Origin of the sequence: Saccharothrix syringae, assembly GCF_009498035.1 — a bacterium.
Classification (GTDB): Bacteria; Actinomycetota; Actinomycetes; order Mycobacteriales; family Pseudonocardiaceae; genus Actinosynnema; species Actinosynnema syringae.
The window spans coordinates 5,018,261-5,043,453 of record NZ_CP034550.1 but is presented as its reverse complement, the minus strand read 5'-3'; the positions used below and the strand labels follow the sequence as shown (position 1 = coordinate 5,043,453).

Genomic DNA, 25,193 nt, shown 5'->3' with positions numbered 1-25,193 from the left:
GCCCAGCGGCCTGCGGTGGTAGACGACGTACTAGGTGTCGGTGCCCGGCACGTTGAGCACCGAGTTGCACCCCGAGCCGCGCGCGACCACCGGGCCCTGCGTGAGTACCCCGTCCAGCTTGGCGAACGGCCCGGTGGGCGAGTCGGCGATGGCGTAGGACACCGAGTGCCGGGGCCCGTCCAGCCGCCCTTGAACCACATCAGGCAGTACCGGCCGCCGCGCTTGAACATCTGCGCGCCCTCCACGTACCCCGAAGGTGTGATCTCCCGGTAGGTGGTGCCCGTCGTCGTCGATGAAGACGACACGTTCGGGTGCTTGGTCCAGTGCACGAGGTCGGTCGAGGAGAACGCGCGACGTCCGGGTCGGCGTACCAGCCGTCCACGAACGGGTTACCCGCCACGGCGGTCGGCAGGTCGGGCCCGGCGGCTGCGGCCGGAGGTGCGCAGCTCGACAAGTCGACTCCAACAGCAACCCACTTGACCCGTAGAGCTTGCCAGGGATCTTGTGCTGGTCAAGAGGAGATCCACCAATGGACCAGACCAACCCTCGACCTTTCACCGGCAGTAAGGACCGACCTTGACCAGCGGAGCCTGAACAAGAAAGGCCACCGGCTGCATGTTTGATCCCGTCCGATCGAGCCGGTGATCTTGTCCGATCGCCGGTCGACCGCACACAGAGGTGCGGCCCGCCCGTGCGACGACCGGGAAAAACCGCGTGGAACTTCCCGTACGCGCGCTTGACAAAACACAGGACATTTCCCAACGGCTCCCGAGAAGTCCACCCGCCGGCGGGACAGCGACCGATCCCGCGGCGGCGTTCCACCATCCAGAGCAATTCCCGAAGCCGCCGCCCGCGCGCGGGAAGGGATCAGCAAAACCCTTGGTGCACAATCAGTCCCGCATTAGCCTGGCACGCGGCACCACCCCGCGCACCACCCGGTCGACCGCGGAACGCCCACCGCGAATCCCGCCGCAGCGACGCCTTCCCGCACCAATTAGAAGAATGGGACAGCCATGCCAGATTCACGGAGAGCACGCCTGGCCGCGGTCGTCGGACTGCTCGCCGCGGCCCTGGTCGCCGCGACCGCGCCCGCGACCGCGGCGCCGGACCAGGCCGCGTCCGACGGCAAGCCGGGGGCGGTCACCCAGACCACCAAACCGCCCACCGCGCCCGCTCCCACCACGCGACCCGCTCCCCAGCCCGGCGTGGGCGGTGACCGCGGTGTCCGGACCGTCCGCGACCTCGGCGACGGCACCAGCGAGACCACGCTGTACGCCCCCGCCCCGGGCATCACCGACCAGCAGCTGTTCGACCGGCTGAAGGAGCAGGGCGTGACGGGGTTGGTCGACCCGCGGGCCGAGGGCGTGACGGCGCTGGACGACGGCGCGTGCGCGTGGTGGACCGCGACGACGCTGACGTGCCCCAGGGTCGAATGGGCCCGCAACGGGCACGCGCACCCGCAGATCTACTTCGTCGACCACACCAGCGCCGCCTGGCCGGTCGACGCGGCGGTGTCCACCTGGAACCAGGCCCAGGGCGTCGACTCCTGGTACCGCTGGGCGACCTGCCCGAACGTCGGCGGCGCCCACTGCGTCAACGTGACCAACGGCGACTTCGGCGCGACCGGTTGGTCCACGCAGACCACCTGGCAGGACAACGGGACCTTCTTCATCGACGGTTCGGTCCGCAGCGAGTTCAACGACTACTACCCGCGCAGCGCCAACGCCCACCGCAAGACCGCGTGCCACGAACTCGGCCACGCCCTGGGCCTGAGCCACAACACCAACGAGTCGAGCTGCCTGTTCCACGCGAACAACGACATCGCGCCGCTCCCCGACGGCAACGACTTCGCCCTGCTGGCCGACCTGTACGCCTGACCGCGAGCCGTGCAACCAGGATGGGCCCCCGTTCCGTCCCCACCGTGATCACGTGCCGTCGCCCGGAAGGACCCCCATGCGCTCGACGACCATCCACCAGCGCGGCCCGGCCGCCGTCCTCGGGGCGTTGTCGGCGTTCCTCCTGGCGGCGTGCGGGACCGGCGGCGACCCCGGCGCAGCACCGCCCACCTCGACGACCGCCAGTTCGGTCCCCGCGGCGCCCCCGTCGTCCGCGCCCCTGTCCCCCGCCCCCGGGGAACCGGTCATCGGAACGCGGTACGCCTACGACCTGTACGTGCACTGCGGCATCGAGTTCGCCGCGTTCGCGGGGCGCACCTGGAAGGCCGAGCAGCCCCTGCCCGAGCCGCGGCCGACCCCGGACGAGCGGGGGATTACGACCTACACCGGCTACCTCCCCGGCACCGCGGTGCTCGTCGACCGGGACACGCTGGAGTTCGCCAACGACCGGGTCGGCACGGTCCGCTTCCACCCGGTCGACCAGGAGCCCTCGCCCTGCGAATGACCGGGGCGCGGCAGGTCGGCCGCGCCGCAGGGCCTCGACCACGCCGGTGACCGCGGTCGGCAGGCACGCGAACAGGCCCGGGATCGTCAGGGCGATGCCGGACACCAGCGGGAGCGGTTCGGCGATCGTCGGGGGACGGCCGGTGAACAGCGACGTCAGGCAGAGCGGGTACGGGGCGCCGGAGGCGTGGCTGCACCGGGTGGTCCGGCGGCGGCAGGAGGTCGACGCCGACCGGGCCGCCGCCTGGGCGTACTTCCGGGCGGTTCGTCGAGCCGGCGGAGCGGCAGGGCCTGGTCGCGAACGAGGTGTCCAGCCCGTTCCGGGCCGGGCTCGACGACCCCGGCTACCGGGAGGCGGTCGCGCGACGCCCGGCCAGACCACCGGAGGACGGCGGTCGGCGCGACTCACACCCCCGCTGCGGCGACGGCTCGACCTGCCGGCGGGGTTGGCCGGCCCGAGAGGCCGAAGGGCCTGCTCGACATCCCCCACGGCAGCCGGTGAGGCCACCCGAAGCCCTACCGGGCGGGCTCACCCCATGACGGCCAGCAGGTCGCGGCAGGCCCGCTCGCACGCCCGGCACGCCTCGGCGCAGATCCGGCAGTGCTCGTGCATGCTCGCGTGCCCCCCGCACTCGTCGCCGCAGGACCTGCACACCGTCGCGCACGCCTCCAGCAGGCCCCGGCTGACGTTGGCGTCGTAACCGGTGTGCCGCGACAGCACCCGCGCCGTCGTGCCGCAGACGTCGGCGCAGTCCAGGTTCGTGCGCACGCACTTGGTCAGCTCCGCCACCGAGTCCTCGCCCAGGCAGGCGTCCGCGCACGCCGTGCACGCCTCGGAGCACGCGATCAGGGCGTCGATCACGGCCGCGAGCTTCACCCGGTCCAGGTTGATCTCGGCCGGGTAGGTCTCCAGCATCGTCGTGGTGGTCAACCCGATCACCTCTCAGCGCGTTCGTCGTCCCGCGTGAGTACCCGGCTCCGAGTGGGTAATTCCGTTTTCGGGGTCCGTTACAACAGAAAGGACCACAATGGATAAAACGGACATCGAGGCGCTGCACAAACGCGCCGAACTGCTCGGTGTGCTCCACCACGAACGAATGAACCCCGACGAACTGCGCACCGCCGTCGACGCACGCGAGCACGGCGCCGACCCGCGCCAGGCCCAGGAGCACGTCCAGCGGGAACGCCAACCCTGAGCCTCACCGCCACGGCGTGGTGGCCTGGAGCACCGCCTCGCTCAACGCCGCCGTGCGCAGCCGCGTCACCTGCTGGTACTCGGGATCGGCCACCATGCGGCCGAACGCCGCCCGGTCGGGGTAGCGGACGACCACCACCGCGTCCCAGCTCTGCCCGTCCTCCGCGACCAGCACCGTGGACCCGACGCCGGCGTAGACGACCTCGGCGCCGTAGCGGGGCAGGAACGTCTCGCGCAGGTGACGCGCGTACTCCCGGTACGACTCGTCCCCGCCCTCGGCGAACCGGAGCAGGTTGAGCATCACCACCGGCCCGCCCGGGTCCTCGGCGAGCAGTCGCTTCACATCCGCACCACGTGGATCAACGGCCATGCGCCCAGCATGGCCACGCGCCCCGCGACCCGCATCGGCGGGTTCACCGGTCCGCCTCAGCCCTCGTCGAGCGGGATCTCCGCCCACGTGGTCGTGGTGCCGCCCCGGGCCAGCGCGCCCCACTGCTCGCTCAGCGCCTCGAGCGCGGCGGCCCGGACGAGGTCCACGCCCGCCGACGCCGAGGCCGTGTTCGAGGTCGTCACCGACGTGGAGCACCTGTCCGCCTGGCTGCCGCCGGGTGTCGAGGTCGAGCCGACCGGCCCGGCCGGCCTGCCCGGCAGGCGGGCGGTGGCACGACCTCACGGCGGCCTCGTCGCAACCCTCAAGCCGGGCAGCGGGCGCAGCGGTGGGGACCGATCGCGCGGTCCCGGCCGCGCCACCCCGCGCCGATCGCCACCGCCCACAGGGTGATCCAAGGCAGACAGGTGTCCCCCTCGTAGGCGGACCCGCAGCTGTCGCAGATCAGCAGCAGCGCCGCGGGATCGTGCTGGTGGGGTATCGCGGTCATGTCACCGGTCGGCGGCGTACCGCCACCGGACGACCGCCCTGGCGGTCGCGCCCACCCCCGCGAGCACGACGACGGCGCCGGTGACGGCGTCGCCGACCGCGACGTCACCCGCCTCCGGGAGGGGTTCCGCGAGGGCGGCGACGGCGAGCCACACCCCGATCCCGACCAGGACCGGCCCCAGCCACGGCGTCTCCCACGGCGTCTCCCGCGGCGCCATGGCGTGCACCAGGGAGCACACCGCGACCGCGAACGAGACCGCGGCGTCCCACCAGGGCCGACGCCGCGCGACCGCGCTCGGCCGCGTCCCCACGGACGTCACAGCGCCCCTCCCCCGCACGATGGCGGCCGCACGCCGTTGCGCGGCCTGCCCCGATCGTGGCACCGACCGGCGGGGGTGAACCTGACGCTTGCCTTGCGATCCGCCCGTGATCAGCCGCACGGAATCGCAAGACGGTCATGTGAACGCTAACCACAACTGCACAATCACCCGAAGGAACCAGCTACATGACGCCTTACCGTCTCTTGTGAGCGTGAACATAACGGTGCGACACTTTTTCGCACTTCGCTCGACGGCGCGAGCCGGGAACCGGCGGAAGCACCCCTCAACGACGAGCAGGAGACACCGTGGGCGGACTCCGGACCTCATCCGCGCGACGGGCGGGCGCGCTGCTCGCCGCCGCCGCCCTGCTGGCCGCGACCTGCACCTCAGGATCGGAGGAGCCCGCCTTGGCGTGGGACAACGGGGTCGCCACGACCCCGCCGATGGGCTGGAACAGCTACGACTCGTTCAACTGGAACGTCACCGAGGCGCAGGTCAAGGCCAACGCCGACTACATGAGGGACAACCTCAAGCAGCACGGCTGGCAGTACGTCGTCATCGACTGGGCCTGGTACTACCCCGGCCGCGGCACCGGCAGCCCCAACCAGGGCGCCGACTTCCAGCCCAGGCTGCGCACCGACGCCAACGGCCTGCTGCTGCCCGACACCACCCGCTTCCCCTCCGCCGCGGGCACCAACGGCTTCAAGCCGCTGGCCGACTACATCCACGCCGCGGGCCTGAAGTTCGGCGTGCACCTGATGCGCGGCATCCCCCGCCAGGTGGTCGCGGACAACCTCCCCGTGCCCGGCACCGACTGCCGCGCCAACGAGATCAACAACAGCACCACCGCCGCGTGGCTGAACCTCAACTGGGGCCTGAACATGGCCAACCCGTGCGCCCAGTCCTACCTGGACGCCCAGTTCAGGCTGCTCGCCTCGTGGGGCGTGGACTACGTCAAGGTCGACGACATCGCCGCCCCGACCTACCGGCAGGCCGAGGTCGAGGGCTACCGGCTGGCGATCCAGCGCAGCGGCCGGCCGATGGTGCTCAGCCTCTCGCCCGGCCCGACCTCGACCGGCAACGGCGCGCACGTCGCCGCCAACGCCAACATGTGGCGGGTCGTCAACGACCTGTGGGACAACTGGTCGAGCCTGGACGCCCTGTTCGAGCGGCTGCACGCGTGGACGCCGCACCGCCGGGCCGGCGCGTGGCCCGACCCGGACATGATCCCGATCGGCCGGTTGTCGCAGCAGGGCCCGGTGGGCTCGCCGCGCTACTCCAACCTGACGCCCGACGAGCAGCGCACCCTGATGACCCTGTGGTCGATCACCCGCTCACCGCTGATGTGGGGCGGCGACCTGACCCAGAACCGCGCCTCCGAGCTGGCGCTGATGACCAACGCCGCCGTGCTGGCCGTCGACCAGGACAGCACCGGCAACCGGCAGCTCTTCGCGGGCACGCACACGGCCTGGACCGCGAACGCCCCCGACGGCCAGGACCGGTACGTCGCGCTGTTCAACCGGGGCTCCGCGACCTCGACGGTGTCGCTCCGGCTCGCCGAGCTCGGCATCGGCTCGGCCTCGGTGGTCGACCTGTGGTCGGGCGCGAACCTGGGCGCGGTGAGCGGCACGCTGTCCCGCTCGCTGCCCGCGCACGGCGCCGGCCTCTACCGGCTCACCCCGCGCACCACCGTGCCCGTGCCCACCGCGGAGACCCTGACCGCGCGGCACAGCGGCAAGGTCGCCGACGTCTACAACGCCTCGACCACCGACGGCGGCAACGTGGTCCAGTGGGCGCCCAACGGCCAGGACAACCAGCGGTGGCGGGTGCGCGACGCCGGCGGCGGGTACAGCGAGGTGGTCAACGTCGGCAGCGGGCTGTGCCTGGACGTCTACGGCGGCGCGCCGGCCACCGGCGACGGTGCCCGGGTGGTCCAGTGGACCTGCAACGGCGGCGCGAACCAGCACTGGCGGTTCGAGGACGCGGGCAGCGGCTACGCGCGGCTGGTCGCCCGGCACAGCGGCAAGTGCCTGGACGTGCTCAACGCCGCCACCGCCGACGGCGCCCAGCTCGTCCAGTGGACGTGCGGCGGCAACGCCAACCAGCAGTGGCGGCGGGCGACCGCGGGGTGACCGGACGACGCCCGGTCACCCCGGCGGCGGGTCAGACGCCCGAGGTGGAGCGGATCCACGCCCGGACCGCGGGCACGCTGCTGTACTGCTGCGTCGAGGTCCCGTCGGCGGTCGAGGCGACGCCGACCTGGAGCCCGTTGTAAACCTGCGGCCCGCCCGAGTCGCCGGACCAGGCGTTGCCGGTGATCCGGGTGGTGCACAGCGCCTGCCCGCCGTAGTAGTCGCGGCAGATCGAGGTCAGCCGCACGTCGGCGGTCTTGAGCTGCGGCGACACGGGCCCGGTGCGGCTGGTGTAGCCCCAGCCGTAGAGCTGGTTGGTGGAGCCGGTGGGCGGGTTGGCGTCGGCCAGCCGCGAGTACTGGCTCGTCTGGATCGGCGTGGCGAGCTGGAGCAGGGACATGTCGGCCTGCGGGTGGCTGACGTACCGGGTCACCGAGCTGGGCGTGCCCTGGGCGCGGTAGACGTTGCCGACCCGCACCGACAGGCCCGCGCCGACGCAGTGCTTGGCGGTGAGCACCCACTGGGGCGCCAGGATCGTGCCGGAGCAGGTGAACGAGCCGCTGCGGTAGACCGCGGCGGCCCACGGGGCCGACGACACCGGCGCACCGCCGATGATCAGGGGCTGCGCGCCGCCGTCCTCGGCGGCGTTCGCCGGGGCGGTGGTGACCGCGCACAGCAGTGCGCAGGCGATGGCGATGGAACGCATGCGGGGATCTCCTCGTCCGCTGGCAGGGTGGGACAGGCGGGGTTCAGGATGACCGCGCCGCTCCCCCGCCCGAAACGGGGAACTCCCGCTCCCCGCGCAGCCGGGCCGCGAGCTGGGTGCGGTTGCGCACCCCGAGCTTGCGGTAGACCCGGGTCAGCGCGCCCTCCACGGTCTTGACGCTGATGCCCAGCCGCCCCGCCACCTCCGGGTTGCCCGCGCCCTCGGCCACCTGCCGCGCGATCCGCGCCTCGAACCCGGTCAGCCGGGCACCACCGGGCGCGTCGCCGAGCAGCGCGGCCGCCCGACCGGCCCACCCCGGCGCGCCGCTGTCGGCGAACACCTGCCGGGCCTGCTCGAACAGCCCGCGGGCGGCACCCCGGCGCCTGCGCCGGCGCTCCGCGACGCCGAGCGCCAGCAGCCCGCGCCCGAGCTGGAGCGGCTGCCCCAGCTCCCGGTGCGCCTCGACCGCGGCCCGCAGGGACCGCTCGGCCCGGGCGTGGTCCCCGAGCGCCAGGTGCAGCAACCCGTCCACCCGGTCCAGCGACGCGAGCACGCCACGCCTGCCCAACCGCACCGCACCCGCCCTGGCGCCCCCGATCACCCCGGCGGCCTCCGCCAGCCGCCCGGTCGCGACCAGCGGTTCGGCCAGGTCCGGCAGCACCGCGAACACCGCCGGGTCCGCGACCCCCATGTCCCGTTCGAGCGCCGCGGCCCGCCGCAGCGGCCCGAGCGCGGCCCGCGGATCGCCCGCGCCCAGCGCCGCCAAGCCCCGGGCGTGCAGGTTGCGCGCCAGGAACGAGTGGTCGCCGTCGGCCTCGGCGCGCTCGGCACCCCGGCGCGCGAACCCGTCCGCCACCACCGGGTCACCGCCGTACGCCTCGGCGAGCGCCGCCCCGTAGCAGGCCGAGGCGAGGTCGGAGCCCGCCGCCTCGGCCAGGCGCAGGCACTCCGCGGCCCGCAGCCGCGCACCCGCGCACCGGCCCATCGCCACCCACACCTCCACCGCGGCCCACGTCATGCCGACCACCTCGGACAGCACGCCCCGGTCGCCGGCGGAGTCGAGCAGCGCCGCCAGGTGCTCGGCGGCGGCGGGCAGCCGGTCGGCGAACAGGTCCAGGCGGGCCGCCGCCCACCGCGTGCCCACGTGGCCGACCACCATCCGCTCCGGCGCGATCCGCCGGGCCAGGTCCAGGGTCGCGCCGGCGGTCGGGTCGCCGAGGGCCGCCTGGCACAGCGCCAGCGAGCACAGCGACATGACCTCGGTGCCCAGGTCCTCGGCCGTCCTGGCCAGCAGCACCGCGTCGGCCAGCTGCCGGGCGGCCGCGCGCAGGTCGCCGCCCACCGCCGCGTGCACCGCGACCCGGTACGTCGCGGGCGCCTCCAGCGCCACGTCACCCCTGGCCTGGGTCAGCGCCTCGCCGACGATGCCGTCGACCGCGGTCCTGGCGTAGCCGGCGGCGTCGACGGTCAGCAGCCAGGCCCGCACCCGCGGGGCCCGCGGCACGCCGGGCGAGCGCAGCACCGCCCGCGCCAGCGCGGTGGCCGCCCCCGGCCGTCCCGCGTCCATGCGTCCCGGGCGGCGCGCAACCGCCGCCCGGCCGCCCGCGCCCCCGGCGGGGTGCGCTCGGCGGCGAGCCCGCCCAGCTCGGCCGCCCGGTCGGGCTCACCCCGGCGGCGGGCGGTGTCCGCGGCCCGCACCAGCAGCGCGGCGGTGGGTTCGTCGAACCCGGCGACCGCGCCCGCCCGGTGCCGGGCCCGCGCCACCGGGTCCGCGACCAGCGCCGCCAGCCGGGCGTGCGCGGCGCGGACCTCGTCCGGCGGCAGCACCAGCGGTGCCGCGGCGGCGACGAGCGGCTGCCGGAAGCGCACCTCGCCACCGGGCCCGATCCGGACCAGCGGGCAGTCGCGCAGCCCCGCGTCGTCCTGCCCGCAGTGGGCGAGCAGGCGCAAGGTGGGTTCGTCGAGCAGGCTCGCCACGAGCAGGGCGGCGCGGGTCCCGGCGGGCTGCGCGGCCAGCAGGTCGGCGACGAGGTGGCGGAGCCGGTCCGGGACGCCGCCGGGTGATTTGGCCAGCTCGATGGCGAACAGCGGGTTCCCACCGGCCGGCCGGACGTCGACCGCGCCGTGGCGGGCCATCAGCTCGGCGGTGGCCGCGGCCGAGAGCGGCGGCACCTCCACCACCGTGCCGAGGGTGCCCGGCTCCCGGGACGCGACGAGCAGGCGGAGCCGCGCCCTGGCCGCCGCGAACGCCAGCACCCGCGCCGACGCCTCGTCCACCCACTGCCCGTTGTCGACCACGACCACCGGGTCCACCGCGCGGAACGCGGTCAGCACGGCCCGCCGCAGCGCCAGCGGGTCCGGCTCGCCGGCGCGGCGGCGCAGCACCCGGTCCACCGCCTCGCGCTGCGGCGCGGGCAGCTCGACCCGCACGTCGGCGAGCAGGTCGGCCAGCACCAGGTGCGGCACCCGCCGGTCGGCCTCCGCCGGGCTGCTCCGCAGCACCACCGGGCCGGTCGGCACGACCGCGTCCAGCACGGCGGTCTTGCCGATGCCGACCGGCCCGTGCAGCAGCACGGCACCCCGCGCGAGCGCGGCCCGCACGGTGGCCAGCAGGTCGTCACGGCCGAGGAGGTCCATACCAACCCCGACCGTACCGCGCGGTTCGAGGCGGGTCGCGTGCCACCACCGGAGGGCGGCCACCGCACCTGGACGAGTGGAATTCCGCCCCGGATCACACCTTCAGGGGACGGGAGCCCTCACCGCGGACGATCAACCGTGCCACGGTGTGCCGTCCGGTGCGCGGTGGATCGAGAGGGTGCGGGTGGATGCCTGAAGTCGGCGGTGCGGTGTTGCGCGGGTTCCGCTCGCGCCGGTTCGAGCGCGGGGACCTGCGGCAGCACCACCTCGACGAGGGCGACGACCCGCCGGTGCCGCCGGTGCCGCCGGTGCACGGCGACCCGGGCCGGGGCCACCTGCGGCGCGACCTGACCGGCGCGCACCGCTGCCCGGCGCCGGACCACATCGGCACGGGCCCGTCGTCCGAGCCCGCCGAGGACGCCCGCCGGTACACGCTGTCCTCGCGCGACGAACCGGTGGGTGGGATCCGTGCTTGCCTCTCCCCCGTCGCGTGAACCCCTGGACACCGACCTGGTGACCCGCTTCGCCGACCAGGTCGCGCGGCGCCCCGACGCCGTCGCCGTCCACCACCCGACCCGGCGCGGGCGGCACGCCGGGGTCACGTTCCACGAGCTGGGCCGACTCGCCGACGACTGCGTGCACGCCCTGGCGTCGGCGGGGGTGCGGCCGGGGACGCGGGTGTGCGTGCTGGTGCCGCCGGGTCCGGAGTCGATCGCCCTGGCCCTCGCCCTGGCCCGGCTGCAGGCGGTGGTCGTCGACGTGCCCGGGGCCGCGCCGGAGGTGGTCATCGGCACCCCGCGCGCCCACGCGGCCCGGGTGCTGCGGCGCCGGGGTCGGCCGGGCGTGCGGATCACGGTGGGCCGGCGGTGGTTCTGGGGAGGGCACACCCTGGACCGGCTGGTCGCCACGGCCGGGCGGGTGAGGCTGCCCGAACCGTCCCCGGACGCCGTGGCGGCCGTGGCGTTCACCTCCGGGTCCCGGCCCGTGGAGCTGCGGGCCCGGCACCTGGCCGCGCGGGCACGCCTGGTCGACGACCTGCTGGACCTGGGTCCGGGCGAGGCATGGCTGTCGACCTCCCCGGCGCTCGCCCTGGTCGGCCCGCTGTCCGGGCTGCGCCTGGTGGTGCCGGACGAGGCCCCCGGGCTGCCGGCCGCGACCATCCGGCGGTTCGGGGTGGCCGGCGTGTTCGCCTCCCCGGCCGAACTGGACGCCCTGTCCCGGCGCGGCGTGGTGCTGGACTCCCTGCGCGTGGTGCTGGCCGGGGGCGCGCCGCTGGACCCGCGCGTCGCGGAGCGCCTGCGCCGGTGCCTGCCCCGGGACGCCCGGCTGTACTCGGTCTACGGCACGACCGAGAGCTCGTTGATCAGCGCGATCGAGAGCCGTGACCTGCTCGGGGCGGTGCGCCGGGCCGCCGAGCGCGGCCAGGGCACCTGCCTGGGTCGGCCGTTCGACGGCAACACCGTGCGCGTCATCCGCGTGGCCGACGGACCGGTCGAGACCTGGAGCGACGACCTGGTGGTGCCGGTCGGGGCGGTCGGTGAGATCACCGTGGCCGGACCGGGCACCGGCGAGCGCCACCCCGGCCGTGACCGGGAGACCGCGCTGGATTGGGTCCGCGACGGCGACCGCGTCGTGCACCGCACCGGCGACCTCGGCCGGTTCGACGAGCAGGGCAGGCTGTGGTTCCACGGTCGCAAGTCGCAGCGGGTCCGGGCCCCTGGCGGTGAACTGGGCACCGAGGAGGTCGAGCCGGTCGTCAACACCGTTCGCGGGGTCCGGCGCAGCGCGCTGGTCGGTGTGGGCGAGCCGGGTGGGCAGGTGCCCGTGGTGTGCGTCGAACCCGAACGCGGCGCGGACCCGGAACGAGTGGAGAAGCGCGTGCTGGCCCTGCTCTCCGCGTACCCGCACACCGCCGGCATCCGGCACGTCCTGTTCCACCGCGGGTTCCCGGCGGGCACCCGGTACCGGGAACTGCTCGCGGAGTGGGCCGGGCAAGAGCTGTCCGACCGTCCGTAGTCCCGTCCCCCGGATCGCCACCGGCACCCGCCGGTTCCGCCACCGCCCGTGACCGGCGGGATCGGCTGGGGTCGCCGGGATTGGGGTCGGTGGGCCTTGCGGTGCCGGGTCGGCAGCACCGTGTCGATGCGCCCGAAGGTGCCCGTGCCGCCCTCCCGGCTGCCGAGCGGGGCCACCCACAGGTCGGTCGGCCACCAGGCCGACGGACAGCACGTGGTTGCCGGTCTTGAGGCCGACCCACGACCGGTCGCCGTACTCGCCGACGTAGTGCGCGTCCCGGGCACCTCGATCGCGCGCACCACCCGGGGCGCGACGTCCCATGTCCGTCGGCGGGCACACCGGGCACCTTCACCAGCTCGTGCGTCTGCTGCGCGGGCGGCAACCCGTACTCCATCACCGACCGCGCCCGGTTCACGATGGCGGCGCTGGTCGCCAGGTGGGTGTCAGCCGGTTCCCCGGACGAAGGCCCACGCGGTGCGGTTGAGGGTGTCCTCGGTGCCGCTGAACCCCTCGGCGGGGTTCAGCTCGTCCGCCACGAGGTCGAGGTCGGGGTCGTCGGCCGTGCCGCCGACGCGGTCGGGCCCCACCGCGAACATCACGGCCGGGTCGCCGCCCGGGTCCATCACGCCGTGGACGCCGTTGAGCTCGTCGGTGTGCCAGCTGCCCGACATGTGACCGGCCTCGTGGCTGACGACATTGCCCAGCGCCCGACCGATGAACCGGATCCGCTCGCCGCCCGGCGGGAGGTAGGTGTTGAGCGACCACTCCGGTCCCGCCGGCGCGCTGAGCTCGTCGAGCACCACCACCGCCGTCTCCTCCCGGCCGAAGTTCCCGGCGTCGATGGACTGCGCGACACCGATGCCGTGGATACCCGTCTCGGTGGAGCTGCCGCCGACGACGACGCGGCTGACGTTGGGCCGCCCCCAGGGGTCGGCGTGGTCGCGGCTGTTGAGGATGCGCAGCGCGAACCCCGGGTTGGTGCCCTTGGCGGCCACGTCCCGCTCCAGGTTCTCCCGCACGGTCGCGGTGACCGCGTCGACCAGCGCGCGCTCGTCCCGCGGCGCGAGGCCCCACCCCGGCAGGAAGTCCGCCAGCGGCCGGAAGTCGCGCAGCCCGCCGCCGCCACCGTAGATCGCGGTGTTGACCCGGGCGCCGTCGAAGTCCAGGAAGATCGTGTGCACGCTGCCGCGGGGCGCGGTCTCCGTGCCGGGGCGGAACGCCTCCAGCTCCACGTCGTACGCGCCCTCGCCCGCCTCGACGCCGAGCTGGTACCGGCCGTCCGCCGGTGCCACGAAGTCCACCACCGCGTTGCCGCCGCCGGGCATCGGCGAGTCGGCGGCGAAGACGTAGGTGAGGTCCTGGGAGGAGCCGAACACCTCGCGACCGGCCGGGTCGTACACGGCGAGCCGCGTCCCGCCGCCGGATACGGACGCGCCGAGCACGTCGCCCGCGCGCAGGTCGAACGAGTAGCGGTCGAGGTCGCCGCCGCTGCGGCCACTCGTGATCAGCAGCTCGTACGGGCCCTCGCTGCCGATGCCCGCGCCGGTGCCGGGCGTGGTGGCGTCGCGCGGCAACAGGTCCGGGTCCGAACCCACCACCAGGAAGAAGTCCCGACCCGGGCGGATGGTGAACGTGATGGCGGAATCGGTGGTGCCGCCCGCGTCGCCGCTGACGTCCCACAGGTTGCCCCGGTCGTCGTAGAGCGCGAGGAGCGTGTCCAGGTCGCCGGTCGGGGTCGACGTGCGCGCGGTGAACGTCACCCCGGACGCGCCCCCGCCCAGCCGGTAGAAGTCGAAGTCGCCCGTCCCGTCGCCGGCGCTGCCGTACGGGCCGTCGCCGATGACGCCGCCGACGCGGAGGGCCGGGCGGGTGCCGCCGATCCCGGTGTCGTTCGCGAGCCCGATCGCGTCGTCGGTCTCGGGGAACGCCGGCAGCACCGGGATCGTGTCGTCGGGCCTGAGGTCACCGGTCAACGCGACCTTCGGGCTGGTGCCGCGGCCGGTGCCGAAGCCCGCGACGTGCTCGGCCGTCGCCGGGGTGTCGTTGCCGCCCCTGGTGCCGACCGGCTCCCGCTCCCGGTAGGGCAGGGCCGCCCGGGCGTCGACCCGCTGTCCCCGCGCCCGCGCCTTGGCCTCGCGGTCGCGGGCGACCGCGACCCGGTCGGTCCCCGCCCGGCCCGACGGGAACACCAGCGCCGGGTCGACCCGGAGCCGCGGGACCGGCTCCGCCCCGGACGCGGCGGCCTGCCCGCCCAGCAGGAGCGAGACGCCGGCCACCAGTGCGGTGAGTGAACGCTTGACCATAGTGTTGCCCCCTCGGTCTCGAACGACCAGGGAACCGACCGGCAGGGTGCCGGGTGCGGCTTTCCGGCCAGGTTGCCCCGTTCACACCAACCGGTGGTGCGGACCGAGCACCGGCACCTACGACATCCGGCCCGCCCCCGCGCTCAGGAGCCCGACATCAGCAGGAGGACGTTCGTGTCACCTTCCCAGGGACCTGCTTCACCCGGTCGTGTGGTCGTGATCGGTTTGGGCGGCACGATCGCCATGACCTCCGCCGACGGCGGAGGCGTCGTTCCCGCGTTGTCGGCCCGGCAGTTGGTGGCCGCCGTCCCGGGACTGGCCGACACCGGCATCCAGGTCGAGGTCGTGGACTTCCGGCGGGTACCGGGCGCCTCGCTGACCTTCGCCGACCTGACCGCGCTGGTCGACGAGGTCCACGACCAGTGCGCCGCCGGGGCGGACGGTGTGGTGATCACCCAGGGCACCGACACCATCGAGGAAACCGCCTACTTCCTCGACCTGCGCCACACCGCACCCCAACCCCTGGTCGTCACCGGCGCGATGCGCAACCCCACCCTCGCCGGCGCCGACGGCCCCGCCAACATCCTCGCCGCCATCCAGACCGCCGCCCACCCCACCACCCGCGACCTCGGCTGCCTGGTCGTGTTCAACGACGAGATCCACGCCGCCCGCCGCGCCCGCAAAACCCACACCACCAGCACCGCCACCTTCGCCTCACCCGACGGCGGCCCCCTGGGCTACGTGGTGGAAGGCCACCCCACCCTCCTCAACCGGCTCCCCGACCGCCCACTGCTGCCCACCGGCACGACACGACAGGCCCGGGTCGGCCTGATCACCGCCACCCTCGGCGACACCGGAGAACTGCTGCCCGCCCTGGCCGACCACCTCGACGGCCTGGTCGTCGCCGCCTTCGGCGTCGGCCACGTCCCCACCACCTGGACACAACCCCTCCAGGACCTGGCCGCCCGAATCCCGGTCGTGCTCGCCTCCCGCACCGGCTCGGGCCCCACCCTGGCCAACACCTACGCCTTCCCCGGCTCCGAACACGACCTGCTCACCCGCGGCCTCATCCGCGCAGGCTTCCTCGACCCCCGCAAAGCCCGCATCCTCCTCCACGGCCTGCTCACCACAGGAGCCGACCACCGCACCACCACCGCCGCCTTCGAAGCCGCCGGCGGTCACGGCTCGCCACAGGACTGGCCCTACCCGAACGCGCGGTGAGCGCTAACCCCTGCCCTTCTTCTCGCCCTCGCCCTTCTTGTCCTTCTTCCCGTCGTCGACCTGCCGGGAGGACAGGACCTCGTCGGAGTCGATCAGCACCGAATCACCGTCGACGAGCAGGCCCAGCCGGTGGGTTTCGGTGAACCGGCCCCGGTCGGGGACGGTGTAGGTGATGCCCACGGTCACCGAGTCCGGACCGGCGGCCTGGGGCGGGCCGTCGACGGTGAGGTCTTCGACCTCGTGCCAGAACCGCTCGTACCGCTTCCTGTCCTGCCCCCGGAGACCGGGCCCGAGCCTGGCCCACGCCCGGTCGGCGTGCTCGGGCAGCAGCGCGTAGTAGTCGGCCACCGCCCGCGTGAGCACCTGCGGGTCGACACCGGCGGTAGTCGTGCTGGACGGTGCCGCGGACGTGCTGGAGGGGTTCGTCGCCGAGGGGGTCGAATCGCCGTCGGTCAGCACCAGCGCCAGGGCGGCGGCACCGACGACCGCCACGGCGACCGGAACCGCCACGCGCGGCCTGCGGATACCCGCCGGTGGGGCGGATCTCGGGACCGGCAGGGCGGCAGTAGGTCTCGGGACCGCCCGGGTGGCGGCCAACGGCGCAGGCCCCGGAACCGCGTGAGTGGCGGGTGGTGGCGCGTGGACCGCCGGAGCGGCCAGCCGGTCGGCGACCTGGGCCATGGTCGGGCGGGTCGCGGGGTCGGTGCGCAGCATGTCCAGCAGCAGCCCGGTCAGCGGCCCGGCGTGCGCCGGTGGCGGGAAGCGGCCCGCGGCGACGGTGTGCAGCAGGGCGATGGGGTTGTCACCGTCGCCGAACGGCGGTCTGCCCTCCACCACCGCGTACAGCGTGGCGCCCAGCGAGAACACGTCCGAGGCCGGGCCCGGCTCGCCGCCGCGGGCCACCTCCGGGGACAGGAACGCGGGCGTGCCGGCGAGCAGGCCGGTGCGGGTCACCGCGACGTCGCCGACCGCGCGGGCGATGCCGAAGTCGGTGATCTTCGCGGTGCCCTCCGCGGTGATCAGCACGTTGCCCGGCTTGACGTCGCGGTGCACGATCCCGGCCGCGTGCGCGGCGGCCAGCGCCCCGGCGACCTGGGCGCCGACGCGCGCCGCCCGCTCGGGCGCCAGCCGCCCCGACTCGGCCAGGCTGCGCGCCCGCACGTACTCCATGACCAGCACCGGGCGGCCGTCCTGCTCGACCACGTCGTGCACGGTGACCGCGTTCGGGTGCTGCAGCCGCGCCGCGATGCGGCCCTCCCGCTCGGCCCGCCGCACCGCCTCGGCCAGGTCCGCGCCCGGCGGCACGACCAGCTGCTTGAGCGCGACCACGCGCCCCAGGCGCTCGTCGGACGCCTGCCACACCACGCCCATCGCACCGCCGCCGAGGCGCTCGCGCACCCGGTACCGGCCGGCCACCAGACTCCCGACCTCGGTCACCGGTTCACCCGTCCTTCCCGCCTCACCACCGCCGCGCACACCTTACGGACCGCTCCCGGCCCGGTGATCACGACCGGGATTCGCGGCGTCGGCGGGTGGAATTCGGGAACTATCCGCTCCGGGCCGCACCATCGGGTGGTGGTAACCGGTTACCGCAGCGCTCGCCCGGTCGATTGTGCCGGGTGGTGGCGGGCACGTACTGTTGAACCCGGTGATTCACCACCGATCCGCCGCGGAGCGACATACGGGTTGAGCAACAGCTCGGCTGCCGGTTCTCGTGGGTTCCGACGAGAGGCGCCCCCCATGCTCGACACCGACACCACAGTCCATACCACCCGCCATCGCGGCACCCCCGTGGTGGTGGTGACCGGCGAGGTGGACTCGACCACCGTCGAACCGGTCCGCGAGCAGGTGTTCGACCAGCTCGACCGCCACCCGCGCGGGCTGGTGCTGGACCTGTCCGGCGTGGACTTCATCGGCTCCACCGGCCTGCAGATGCTGGCCGAGGCCATCACCCGCGCGCGGGACCTGGGGGCGGTCCTGGCGGTGGCGGCCGAGCACCGCGCCGTGCTGCTGCCGATGCGGATCACCGAACTGGACCGGGAGATCGCCGTGCGCCGCACGGTCGACCAGGCGGTCACGGCGGTGCTGACGCGCTGACGGCCGGGGCGGCGCTGGAACGCCGGCGATCCAGCGGTCGCCGAGGTGCCGGAGCGCCGACGACCAAGCCGTCACGGTGCCGTCGCGGCGGCACCGTCGCGCCGCCCGATCAGCCCCAGTCGGCGGGCGGTGGCGCGGAGCAGGCCACCTCCGCCCACACCGTCTTGCCGCGTTCGCGCTGCTCCACGCCCCAGCACGCGCTCAGGTTCGCCACGAGCACCATGCCCCGCCCCCGGTGGGCCCCCAGCCGCGACCGGCCCACCACCACCTCGCCCGAGGACCCGTCGTCCACCTCGATCCGCACCGAGCACGGGTCCGACGACCGGTGCAGCCGCACCCGACGCGGCTCTTCGCCGTGGTCGTAGGCGTTGGCCACCAATTCGGTGACCACCAGCATGCAGTCCCCCAGTTCGTCGTCGGTCAGGTCGGCCAGCACGTCGCCCGCCCACCGACGCACCCGCACCAGCGGCGGGACCTCGTCGGTCAGCTCCAGGGCCAGCGCTCTGGGACCGCCCTCGTTCTCCTCGAGGAGCGTCACGCGCCTCACGTCCTCTCCGCCGAAGACGTTGGACGGCGCGGAGATACCCGCATGTTCGATCCGTCAACCATGCCGCGACTGACGTCACCATAGCCGCTTGCCGCGCAGGTCACCCCACCACACCGGGCAAAAGCCGAAATCCGCCTTCGTTAGTTGCGCATGAAAGTAAACGTGTTGCCGATTCCGGGCCCGGGTCGGCCATGGGGGAAGAAGGAGGCGGTTACGACTCGACGCCCGGTCGGCGGCCCGGCTCTCGGCGGTGAAGCGCAAGCCGGGGGTGCGCGGGGCGCGGATCAGGGCGATCACCGCGTCGTAGGCGGTGGCGGCTTGCCGGTCGGGCCGGTAGCCGCAGGAGGTCTGGAAGGTCCGCGTCGCTTTGACCACGGCGGCCGGCGGTTCCACCCGATCGGTTGACATCGTCGAGTGCCGTCCGCGCGCCGTCGAGCATGGGGCGGGTGTGCTCGGCGCCCTCGTCGGTGATGCCCGCGAAGGGGGCCGGATCGGCTGGGCGCCCCGGCGTCGGCCGCCCCGGTGTCCTCCGGTTCGGGTGGCGGGCCCGGCCGGGTTACCCGTCCTCCCCGCACTCGGGGTTCACCCCACCCAAATGATGTCCGCAATTTTCGTATTCAAATAGCAAAAGCATGAAACCCTTGACCGCAGAAGATTGACTTCGCAATAGTGTTCACCTCTGTTTCGAGGCAGAACCACGAGGGGCGCATGTCGGCAAACGGGTCCGGCTTGGTCGGGGTGCGGGAGCTCGAACGACTCGTCGCGGTCCTCCTGGAACGCCCCGGCAAACAGAGCCGCCCGCTGCCCGTGGTCGTGGTGGTCGGTCCGCGCGGCGCGGGGAAGACCGCGTTGCTGGAAGAGGTCGACGCCCGGTACGCCGACCGGGTCCCGCGCGTCCTGCTCGACTTCGGCACGATGCCGGTCGACATCACCCGCGCCGAGGTCTTCCGCCGCCTCGCCGTCGGCCTCGGGCGGTACTGCCCGCAGTTCGGCAGGCTCCCCTTCCCGCTGGTCGAGATCTGCCTCGCGGTGGGCGCGACGGGCGACGGGCCTCCCGGGCACGACTCGCGGGCCGTGCGCGAGCTGGTCCGGCCCATCCTGGACCTGGCGCTCGGGTCCACCGAGTGGTTGTCGGCGGTCGACGCGCTGATGAAAGTCGTCGACATCGCGAACCGGCGCCGCGTGCTGCGGCGACTGGGCACGGTGGCGCGCGGCGAGGGGGACGCTCGGGACGTCATGGTGGCGCTGCGCGAAGCGCTCAAGGACGGCGCGGTGGGGCAGGAGGTGGTGGACCGCGTGGTCGCCGGGGCGTTCCGGGCCGACCTGCGGGCCGCGTTCGCCGGGTGGTTCGACCGGAACCGGCGGACGGCGAACTGCCTGGTGCTGCTCGACAACGTGCACCGGCCGGCGGGGCGCGACTTCCTCAAGGCGCTCGCCGCCACGGCCGAGCGGCCGGACCCGGTGGTGGTCGTCGCGGCGGGCGGCCAGTGGAACACGGCGTGGGACGTCCAGTGGCAGCGCCCCGGCATCCCGGCCACCCGGGCGGCGGACCTGCCGCTCCCGGCGGGCGTGGCGCGGGTGTCGGACCGGGGCACCCCTCCCCCGCCGCCGTGGTTCCTGGTGCGGGTGGGCGAGATGTCCCGGCGGGACGTCCAGGAGCTCGGGCGCGGGGAGGACTCGGTCCTGGCCAGGGCCCCCTCCTTTGCGCACCGGCTCACCGGCGGGCTCCCGTGGGCGGTGCACCAGGTCCTCGACGCGGCCCGCGCGCTGCCGCGCGACGCTCCCCCGGAGGTGTTACGCACCCTGTTCACCATTCCGCTGGAGGACGGGGAGCGGACCTCGACGCTCGCGGACCGCAGCGAGCGGTACCTGCTGCTGGACGAGGGGTTCTCGCTGTCGGAGGTGGAGGACCTGGTCGTGGCCAGTGCCACGCGCGACTTCGGCCTGCCCGGCGCGGGGCCGTCCTGGTCGGCGGAGGCGTTGCGCGCCAAGCTGGTCAACAACTTCCTGCTGCACCGGGCGGACGGCGAACCGGCGCGGCTGGTCCTCCAGCCCTGGCTGCGCCGCGTCCTGCTGCACCGGCTGGCCGAGCGGCCGGACGACCACCGCGACAGCTGGGAGAAGGTGCACTCCCGCTGCCGCCTGCACCAGGCGCGGCGGAACCCGGTCGACGCCCTCTACCACGGGCTGGCCCTCGGTGACGTCGACGCCGTGGTGGCGCACCTCGCCGGGATGCTGCGCGAACCGCTGGACCGGTCGGCCGGGTGGGCGTGGGTCGACGCCTTCGAGGCGATCACGGCCGCGCCGAACCGCCTGCCCAAGGACCAGGAGCCGCGCCGGCAGGTCGAGCACCTCATCGCCGGCCTCGGCTCGGAGGGCGCGCTGCCCAGGCTGGTCGTGGCGCGCTGGTTGCAGCAGGACCCGACGGGCGACCCGGCGGAGCACCTGAGGTCGACCATCGCCACGAGCGTGGAGGTCATCGCGGGACAGGCCCGCGGTGAGGGCGCCATCGTCTTGCAGGACCGCGTGGAGGAGTACGCACGGTGGAGGTAGCACGGCAGGACTTTCCCGAGATCCCGCGCCCTCCCTGGCGCAAGCCCAAGTGGTGGCTCGTGGCGGGCGCGGTGCTGGTCGTCGTCGCGGCGGTGATCGTGGTGCCGATGGTGGTGCGGGCGGCCGACCGGTGCGCCGAGGGGGTGCTGGAGACCGACACCGGGGAGTGCGTCGGCGTCACGGACGGCGGCTACGCCTTCGCCCCGGAGCTGGCCGAGGTGGAGGGCCTGATCGAGGCCGAGAACGACGCCGTCGCGGGCGGCGGGAAGCCGTTCGTCAGCATCGCCCTGATGATCCCGATGACGTTGACCGAGGACGACTCGATGCCCGTCGAGTGGGTCAGGCACCACATGCAGGGCGCCTACGTGGCGCAGTACCGCGCCAACCACGACCCGGCCACCGGCGACCAGCCGCTGATCCGCCTGCTGCTGGCCAACCCGGGCAGCGGGCTGGCCTCCTGGGAGCCGGTGGTGGCCGAGCTGGAGCGCAGGCGGGCCGCGCCGGACCGCCTCGTCGCGGTCGCCGGCATCGGGATCAGCCTGGCCACGTCCCGGGACGCGATGAAGCGGCTGTCCGCGGCGAAGATCCCGGTGTTCGCCTCGACACCCAGCTCCGACGACCTGGTCGACATCGACGGCCTGCTGCGCATGGCACCGACGAACGCCGCCCAGGCGCGGGCCGCGGCGAACCACATCAAGGCGGAGGCCCGGACGGCGCTGCTGGTCCAGGACGACACCGCGGCGGAGCTGTACCCGAGGACGCTCGCGGAGTCGTTCTCGGCGGCCTTCGCCGACGCCGACCACCGCTTCGCCGGGCAGACCGAGTTCTTCGACTCCCGCCTGGGCGGGGTCGGCAACACCTTCCTCCAGATGATCCCGAACATCTGCACCGCCGCGCCGGACGTCCTGTACTTCGCGGGCCGCGGCGAGCAGCTCCTGGTGCTGGTGGCGCAGCTGGTCGAGCGCCACTGCAAGGAGCGCCCGATCAGGATCCTGACCGGCGACGACCTGTCCGCGGTGCCGTTCCCCGCCGAGCTGGCGCAGCGGGCGGCCAACGCGGGGGTCGAGGTGCTCTTCACCGCGCTCGCGCACCCCGACGCGTGGCGGGCGGCCCCGGCGGAGTTCGACCCGCAGGCGACGTACTACCTGCGGGACTCGGTGTGCACGGTCTGCTTCCCGGTGCTCTTCCCCGACGACACCCTCGACGACGCCAGCGCCATCATGGCCCACGACGCCGTGCTGACCGCGGTGCGCACGGCCCGGCTCTCCGGCAACCGGCCCGGTCACGCGGTGACCGCGGAGGACCTGCTCCAGGTCAAGAACCGGCTGCACGGCGAGTACGCCGTACCCGGCGCGAGCGGCTGGCTCTCCTTCGACGAGCACGGCTCGCCGATCGCCAAGGCGGTGCCGATCATGCGCGTCCAGCCCGACGGCACGGCCCGGTTCACCCACCTGGCCAAGTCCTGAGCACCGCCGCCCGCACGACGCGCGTCATGTTAGGAACGCTCATCACGCATTGCCGGTCGAACCGGAAAGCGAATGCGCTTGGAATCGCCCGCCCGCGCTTTCCAGGACAATTGGAAACGAATTCAGGCCCTTCCCAGGCCGGCCCGCCGCGCAGTAGGCTGTGCTCATCGACCGATCGCGGCCGGCGCGCGATAGCGCGAACAGTGCCGAGAAAACCATCCTCCACTCACCGGGACAAGGTGGACCCGATGGCTCACGACATCACCGAGATCACCGAGCGGAAATTCAGCATCCTCTTCGACTGGTTCGACCACACCGACGACGACTGGCTCACCCGAGCGGATTTCGAGCAGATGGCGGACGTGTTCACCGCGGTCGCCCGCCCGGACGACCACGAGAACCGCGGCGCCATGCGCGAGGCGTTCATGGCGTGGTGGGACGTCCTGCGCGACATCGGCGCCGTGGACGCGCAGGAGCGCGTCGGCAGGCGGGAGTTCATCGAGGCCATGCGGACCGGCGTGACCGAGCCGAAGAACTTCGAGCGCCTGATCCTGGGCATCGTGGACGCGCTCATGCGGGCGCTGGACACCGACGGCAGCGGCGAGCTCAGCGGCGACGAGTACGTCCGGATGTACCAGGCCCTGGGGATTCCCCCGGAGACCTCGTCCGCCGCGTTCCGGCGCCTGGACCGCAACGGCAGCGGCAGCATCAGCCACGACGAGTTCCGGACCGCCATCGAGGAGTTCTACCTCGGCACGGACCCGGAGGCGCCGGGCAACTGGCTGCTGGGCAACCCGCTGTCCGAGGGGTGACGCGGTTCGACGGGCTGGCGCGGGTCTACGAGGAGATGTTCGAGCTGCCCTGGCGGCGGTACCTGGAGTCGCACACGGTGCTGGGGCTGCTCGGGGACCTCACCGGCAAGGCCGTCCTGGACCTCGGCTGCGGCGCGGGCGACTACTGCCGGCTGCTCAAGCGGGCCGGGGCGGCCAGGGTGGTCGGCCACGACACCTCCGCGGGCATGATCGCCCACGCCGCGGCCCGCGAGGCGCGGGAGGCGCTGGGCGTCGAGTACGCGGTGGAACCGCCGCCGGCCAACGCGTTCGACATCGTCCTGGGCGTGTACGTGCTGCCCTACGCCGAGGACTACCGGTCCCTGGTGCGGCTGTGCGGGGTCGCCTGCACCGCCCTGCGCGCAGGCGGCCGGTTCGTCACCCTGCCGGTCAACCCCGACTACGACCACCGGCCCGACTACTACGCGCGCTACGGGTTCCGGCTCCACGACGCGGAAACGCGCGGGGACGCCTCGAAGGTCACCCTGGACCTGGAGTTCGGCGCGCACCGCGAGACCATCACGGCCCGCTGCTGGACCCGGCGCACCCTGCACCGGGCCCTGACCGAGGCCGGGTTCACCGACCTCGCCTGGCCCGGCTTCCAGGTCTCGCCCGACGGCGTCCGGGCGCACGGGGCCGGGTTCTGGTCCGCGTACCTGCGCCGCCCCCACGCCGCGATCGTCACCTGCCGGAAGGGAAAGCCGAGCCGCCATGACGACGCGATCGACGAGGACGGGGACCGAGCGCCGGACCACCGGTGACCGCGTGTCCACGCGCGTGGTCCCCGGCATCACCGACGTGCCCGGCGGGGCGTGGGACCGGCTCGTGGGTCCCGACGGCTTCTACACCACGCACCGCTGGCTGCACGGCCTGCACCACGCCTTCGGGCCCGACCGGGTCCTGGTCGCCGAGGACCGGGACGGCGGGCTGCTGGGCGGGCTGCCCACGTGGCCGGGCGAGCACGACGGGTCCGGCCTGTTCGACCTGCCCGGGGTGCTGCCCGCCGCGACCGCGGACTGGCTGTGGCTGGGCGCCCGCCGGGCCACCCGCAACGAGCTGGTCGGCCGGGCGCGGCCGGTGCTGCGCGCCCTGCTGGACCACGCGCTCGCCCTGGCCCGCGAGGAGGGGCGGGCCGGGCTGGTCATGCCCTACCTGCCCACCCGGCACGCGCTGCTGCTCGCCGCCGCCCACCCGCGCGCCCAGGCGCTCCTGCACAGCGCGGACGCCGTGCTGCCGATCCCGCCGGGCGGCCTGGAGGCCCACCTGGCCGCGCTGCCCCGGCGGGACCGGGGCCGACGCCGGTGGGAGGAGCGCGCCGCCCGCGACGCCGGGGTCGAGGTCGACTGGCGGCCGTTCACCCCCGACCTGGAGGCCGACGCCGTCCGGTTGATCACCCAGAACCGGTCCCGCCACGGGGGCACCGCGGACGAGGGGTGGATGCGGCGGGTCTTCGCGGGCCAGCGGGCCGCGGGGCTGCTGGCCGACGCCCACGCCTGCGTGGCGACCCGGGACGGCCGGCCCCGCGCGATCCTGGTCTGCTACGGCCGCGGCGACCGGCTGCACGCCCGCTACTTCGGGTTCGACTACGCCCGGTCGCGCCCGGCGGGCGAGTACTTCCTGCTGTGGCACCAGGTGCCGCTGCGGCACGCCGCCGAGGCCGGGTTCCGCCGCTGCCACCTGGGCGTCTCGGCCTGGCGCGGCAAGGTCCGGCGCGGCGCGGTGCTCTCCCCGCTGGCCGCGGTGGTCCTCCCCCTGGACGGCCTGACCCGCACCGCGCGCCGCGCCGCCGAGCACAACGCCGGGGCGGTCCGCGCGTGGCGCGCGCTCGCACCGGGACGCCCCGGCGCGTACAGCCCGGAGTGGGACCTCTGGGGCCGCTGAGCGGTTCCGCGTG

26 protein-coding genes are annotated in these 25,193 nt (G+C 74.4%); 13 read left to right on the top strand and 13 right to left on the bottom strand.

The window, feature by feature from the left end:
• Positions 1–30: 30 nt before the first annotated feature.
• Positions 31–198: a hypothetical protein gene (locus tag EKG83_RS47010; protein WP_194283046.1), complete on the bottom strand. Its 168-nt coding sequence runs from the start codon at positions 196–198 to the stop codon at positions 31–33.
• 815 nt (positions 199–1,013) lie between these two features.
• On the opposite strand from EKG83_RS47010, the gene EKG83_RS21925 reads away from it, so the two are divergent.
• The gene (locus EKG83_RS21925) at positions 1,014–1,877 is read left to right on the top strand and encodes a matrixin family metalloprotease (RefSeq protein ID WP_051765169.1); all 864 of its coding nucleotides are present in this window, start codon (positions 1,014–1,016) and stop codon (positions 1,875–1,877) included.
• Positions 1,878–1,953: 76 nt separating this feature from the next.
• Entirely contained in the window at positions 1,954–2,400 is a 447-nt protein-coding gene (locus EKG83_RS21920; protein WP_033429595.1) for a hypothetical protein, read from the top strand.
• A 528-nt stretch (positions 2,401–2,928) separates the two neighbouring features.
• Here EKG83_RS21920 and EKG83_RS21915 read toward each other — a convergent pair.
• On the bottom strand, positions 2,929–3,330 hold the full coding sequence (locus EKG83_RS21915) for a four-helix bundle copper-binding protein (RefSeq protein WP_033429805.1): 402 nt from the start codon (positions 3,328–3,330) through the stop codon (positions 2,929–2,931).
• 97 nt (positions 3,331–3,427) lie between these two features.
• Between EKG83_RS21915 and EKG83_RS21910 the strand changes: the two genes are divergently transcribed.
• Positions 3,428–3,595: a hypothetical protein gene (locus EKG83_RS21910; RefSeq protein WP_153278291.1), complete on the top strand. Its 168-nt coding sequence runs from the start codon at positions 3,428–3,430 to the stop codon at positions 3,593–3,595.
• A gap of 3 nt (positions 3,596–3,598) precedes the next feature.
• Here the strand turns inward: EKG83_RS21910 and EKG83_RS21905 are convergent, their stop codons facing one another.
• The 4 genes from EKG83_RS21905 to EKG83_RS21890 all read right to left on the bottom strand — a co-directional run bounded on the left by EKG83_RS21905 (position 3,599) and on the right by EKG83_RS21890 (position 4,791).
• Positions 3,599–3,937 carry a DUF1330 domain-containing protein gene (locus EKG83_RS21905; RefSeq protein WP_228122768.1) on the bottom strand — a complete coding sequence of 113 codons (339 nt, stop codon included), beginning with the start codon at positions 3,935–3,937 and terminating at the stop codon, positions 3,599–3,601.
• Between the two features lie 83 nt (positions 3,938–4,020).
• On the bottom strand, positions 4,021–4,167 hold the full coding sequence (locus EKG83_RS21900) for a hypothetical protein (protein ID WP_153278290.1): 147 nt from the start codon (positions 4,165–4,167) through the stop codon (positions 4,021–4,023).
• Positions 4,168–4,286: 119 nt separating this feature from the next.
• Positions 4,287–4,472: a hypothetical protein gene (locus EKG83_RS21895; RefSeq protein ID WP_033429597.1), complete on the bottom strand. Its 186-nt coding sequence runs from the start codon at positions 4,470–4,472 to the stop codon at positions 4,287–4,289.
• 1 nt (position 4,473) lies between these two features.
• On the bottom strand, positions 4,474–4,791 hold the full coding sequence (locus EKG83_RS21890) for a hypothetical protein (protein WP_033429598.1): 318 nt from the start codon (positions 4,789–4,791) through the stop codon (positions 4,474–4,476).
• Positions 4,792–5,096: 305 nt separating this feature from the next.
• Between EKG83_RS21890 and EKG83_RS21885 the strand changes: the two genes are divergently transcribed.
• Positions 5,097–6,923, top strand: a complete 1,827-nt coding sequence (locus tag EKG83_RS21885) for an alpha-galactosidase (protein ID WP_153278289.1) — start codon at positions 5,097–5,099, stop codon at positions 6,921–6,923.
• A 31-nt stretch (positions 6,924–6,954) separates the two neighbouring features.
• Here the strand turns inward: EKG83_RS21885 and EKG83_RS21880 are convergent, their stop codons facing one another.
• Genes EKG83_RS21880 through EKG83_RS48030 form a run of 3 tightly spaced genes read right to left on the bottom strand, consistent with a single transcriptional unit; the run spans position 6,955 to position 10,266 of the window.
• Positions 6,955–7,629, bottom strand: coding sequence for a S1 family peptidase (locus EKG83_RS21880; protein ID WP_033429599.1), 675 nt, complete (start codon positions 7,627–7,629; stop codon positions 6,955–6,957).
• A 43-nt stretch (positions 7,630–7,672) separates the two neighbouring features.
• Positions 7,673–9,196 (bottom strand): LuxR family transcriptional regulator, encoded by a 1,524-nt coding sequence (locus EKG83_RS48035; protein WP_228122760.1) that lies wholly within the window; start codon positions 9,194–9,196, stop codon positions 7,673–7,675.
• Entirely contained in the window at positions 9,097–10,266 is a 1,170-nt protein-coding gene (locus tag EKG83_RS48030) for an ATP-binding protein (protein ID WP_228122758.1), read from the bottom strand. The genes EKG83_RS48035 and EKG83_RS48030 overlap by 100 nt, the downstream gene beginning before the upstream one ends.
• A gap of 188 nt (positions 10,267–10,454) precedes the next feature.
• Between EKG83_RS48030 and EKG83_RS21870 the strand changes: the two genes are divergently transcribed.
• Both EKG83_RS21870 and EKG83_RS21865 read left to right on the top strand, forming a co-directional pair.
• Positions 10,455–10,760, top strand: coding sequence for a hypothetical protein (locus EKG83_RS21870; RefSeq protein WP_153278288.1), 306 nt, complete (start codon positions 10,455–10,457; stop codon positions 10,758–10,760).
• Positions 10,735–12,282, top strand: a complete 1,548-nt coding sequence (locus tag EKG83_RS21865; protein WP_170191795.1) for an AMP-binding protein — start codon at positions 10,735–10,737, stop codon at positions 12,280–12,282. Before EKG83_RS21870 ends, EKG83_RS21865 begins: the two co-directional genes overlap by 26 nt.
• A 443-nt stretch (positions 12,283–12,725) precedes the next feature.
• Here the strand turns inward: EKG83_RS21865 and EKG83_RS21860 are convergent, their stop codons facing one another.
• Positions 12,726–14,585, bottom strand: coding sequence for a PPC domain-containing protein (locus tag EKG83_RS21860; protein WP_033429601.1), 1,860 nt, complete (start codon positions 14,583–14,585; stop codon positions 12,726–12,728).
• A gap of 216 nt (positions 14,586–14,801) precedes the next feature.
• Between EKG83_RS21860 and EKG83_RS21855 the strand changes: the two genes are divergently transcribed.
• On the top strand, positions 14,802–15,806 hold the full coding sequence (locus EKG83_RS21855; RefSeq protein ID WP_211269039.1) for an asparaginase: 1,005 nt from the start codon (positions 14,802–14,804) through the stop codon (positions 15,804–15,806).
• A 3-nt stretch (positions 15,807–15,809) separates the two neighbouring features.
• Here EKG83_RS21855 and EKG83_RS21850 read toward each other — a convergent pair whose 3' ends face one another.
• Positions 15,810–17,243, bottom strand: a complete 1,434-nt coding sequence (locus tag EKG83_RS21850; RefSeq protein WP_033429603.1) for a serine/threonine-protein kinase — start codon at positions 17,241–17,243, stop codon at positions 15,810–15,812.
• 303 nt (positions 17,244–17,546) lie between these two features.
• On the opposite strand from EKG83_RS21850, the gene EKG83_RS21845 reads away from it, so the two are divergent.
• Positions 17,547–17,903 (top strand): STAS domain-containing protein, encoded by a 357-nt coding sequence (locus EKG83_RS21845; protein WP_051765177.1) that lies wholly within the window; start codon positions 17,547–17,549, stop codon positions 17,901–17,903.
• A gap of 109 nt (positions 17,904–18,012) precedes the next feature.
• On the opposite strand, the gene EKG83_RS21840 is transcribed toward EKG83_RS21845, so the two are convergent.
• Both EKG83_RS21840 and EKG83_RS21835 read right to left on the bottom strand, forming a co-directional pair.
• Complete coding sequence (locus tag EKG83_RS21840) at positions 18,013–18,441, bottom strand: ATP-binding protein (RefSeq protein ID WP_033429604.1); 429 nt, start codon at positions 18,439–18,441, stop codon at positions 18,013–18,015.
• 84 nt (positions 18,442–18,525) lie between these two features.
• Positions 18,526–18,858 carry a hypothetical protein gene (locus EKG83_RS21835; protein WP_153278287.1) on the bottom strand — a complete coding sequence of 111 codons (333 nt, stop codon included), beginning with the start codon at positions 18,856–18,858 and terminating at the stop codon, positions 18,526–18,528.
• 300 nt (positions 18,859–19,158) lie between these two features.
• Between EKG83_RS21835 and EKG83_RS21830 the strand changes: the two genes are divergently transcribed.
• The 5 genes from EKG83_RS21830 to EKG83_RS21810 all read left to right on the top strand — a co-directional run bounded on the left by EKG83_RS21830 (position 19,159) and on the right by EKG83_RS21810 (position 25,180).
• Positions 19,159–21,003, top strand: a complete 1,845-nt coding sequence (locus tag EKG83_RS21830; RefSeq protein WP_084716211.1) for an AAA family ATPase — start codon at positions 19,159–19,161, stop codon at positions 21,001–21,003.
• Entirely contained in the window at positions 20,994–22,469 is a 1,476-nt protein-coding gene (locus EKG83_RS21825) for a type 1 periplasmic-binding domain-containing protein (protein ID WP_153278286.1), read from the top strand. Before EKG83_RS21830 ends, EKG83_RS21825 begins: the two co-directional genes overlap by 10 nt.
• A gap of 248 nt (positions 22,470–22,717) precedes the next feature.
• Positions 22,718–23,281, top strand: a complete 564-nt coding sequence (locus EKG83_RS21820; RefSeq protein WP_033429607.1) for an EF-hand domain-containing protein — start codon at positions 22,718–22,720, stop codon at positions 23,279–23,281.
• Complete coding sequence (locus EKG83_RS21815) at positions 23,278–24,060, top strand: class I SAM-dependent methyltransferase (protein ID WP_051765181.1); 783 nt, start codon at positions 23,278–23,280, stop codon at positions 24,058–24,060. Before EKG83_RS21820 ends, EKG83_RS21815 begins: the two co-directional genes overlap by 4 nt.
• Positions 24,061–24,064: 4 nt before the next feature.
• On the top strand, positions 24,065–25,180 hold the full coding sequence (locus tag EKG83_RS21810) for a GNAT family N-acetyltransferase (protein WP_033429608.1): 1,116 nt from the start codon (positions 24,065–24,067) through the stop codon (positions 25,178–25,180).
• The last annotated feature ends 13 nt before the right edge of the window (positions 25,181–25,193 follow it).

Bases quoted from the DNA above. Each gene is read 5' to 3' on its own strand.
- EKG83_RS21910 (WP_153278291.1), top strand. From the start codon at position 3,428: ATGGATAAAACGGACATCGAGGCGCTGCACAAACGCGCCGAACTGCTC.
- EKG83_RS21870 (WP_153278288.1), top strand. From the start codon at position 10,455: ATGCCTGAAGTCGGCGGTGCGGTGTTGCGCGGGTTCCGCTCGCGCCGG.
- EKG83_RS21895 (WP_033429597.1), bottom strand. From the start codon at position 4,472: ATGACCGCGATACCCCACCAGCACGATCCCGCGGCGCTGCTGCTGATC.
- EKG83_RS48030 (WP_228122758.1), bottom strand. From the start codon at position 10,266: ATGGACCTCCTCGGCCGTGACGACCTGCTGGCCACCGTGCGGGCCGCG.
- EKG83_RS21835 (WP_153278287.1), bottom strand. From the start codon at position 18,858: ATGTCAACCGATCGGGTGGAACCGCCGGCCGCCGTGGTCAAAGCGACG.
- EKG83_RS48035 (WP_228122760.1), bottom strand. From the start codon at position 9,196: ATGGACGCGGGACGGCCGGGGGCGGCCACCGCGCTGGCGCGGGCGGTG.
- EKG83_RS21820 (WP_033429607.1), top strand. From the start codon at position 22,718: ATGGCTCACGACATCACCGAGATCACCGAGCGGAAATTCAGCATCCTC.
- EKG83_RS21920 (WP_033429595.1), top strand. From the start codon at position 1,954: ATGCGCTCGACGACCATCCACCAGCGCGGCCCGGCCGCCGTCCTCGGG.
- EKG83_RS21830 (WP_084716211.1), top strand. From the start codon at position 19,159: ATGTCGGCAAACGGGTCCGGCTTGGTCGGGGTGCGGGAGCTCGAACGA.
- EKG83_RS21925 (WP_051765169.1), top strand. From the start codon at position 1,014: ATGCCAGATTCACGGAGAGCACGCCTGGCCGCGGTCGTCGGACTGCTC.
- EKG83_RS21880 (WP_033429599.1), bottom strand. From the start codon at position 7,629: ATGCGTTCCATCGCCATCGCCTGCGCACTGCTGTGCGCGGTCACCACC.
- EKG83_RS21860 (WP_033429601.1), bottom strand. From the start codon at position 14,585: ATGGTCAAGCGTTCACTCACCGCACTGGTGGCCGGCGTCTCGCTCCTG.
- EKG83_RS21845 (WP_051765177.1), top strand. From the start codon at position 17,547: ATGCTCGACACCGACACCACAGTCCATACCACCCGCCATCGCGGCACC.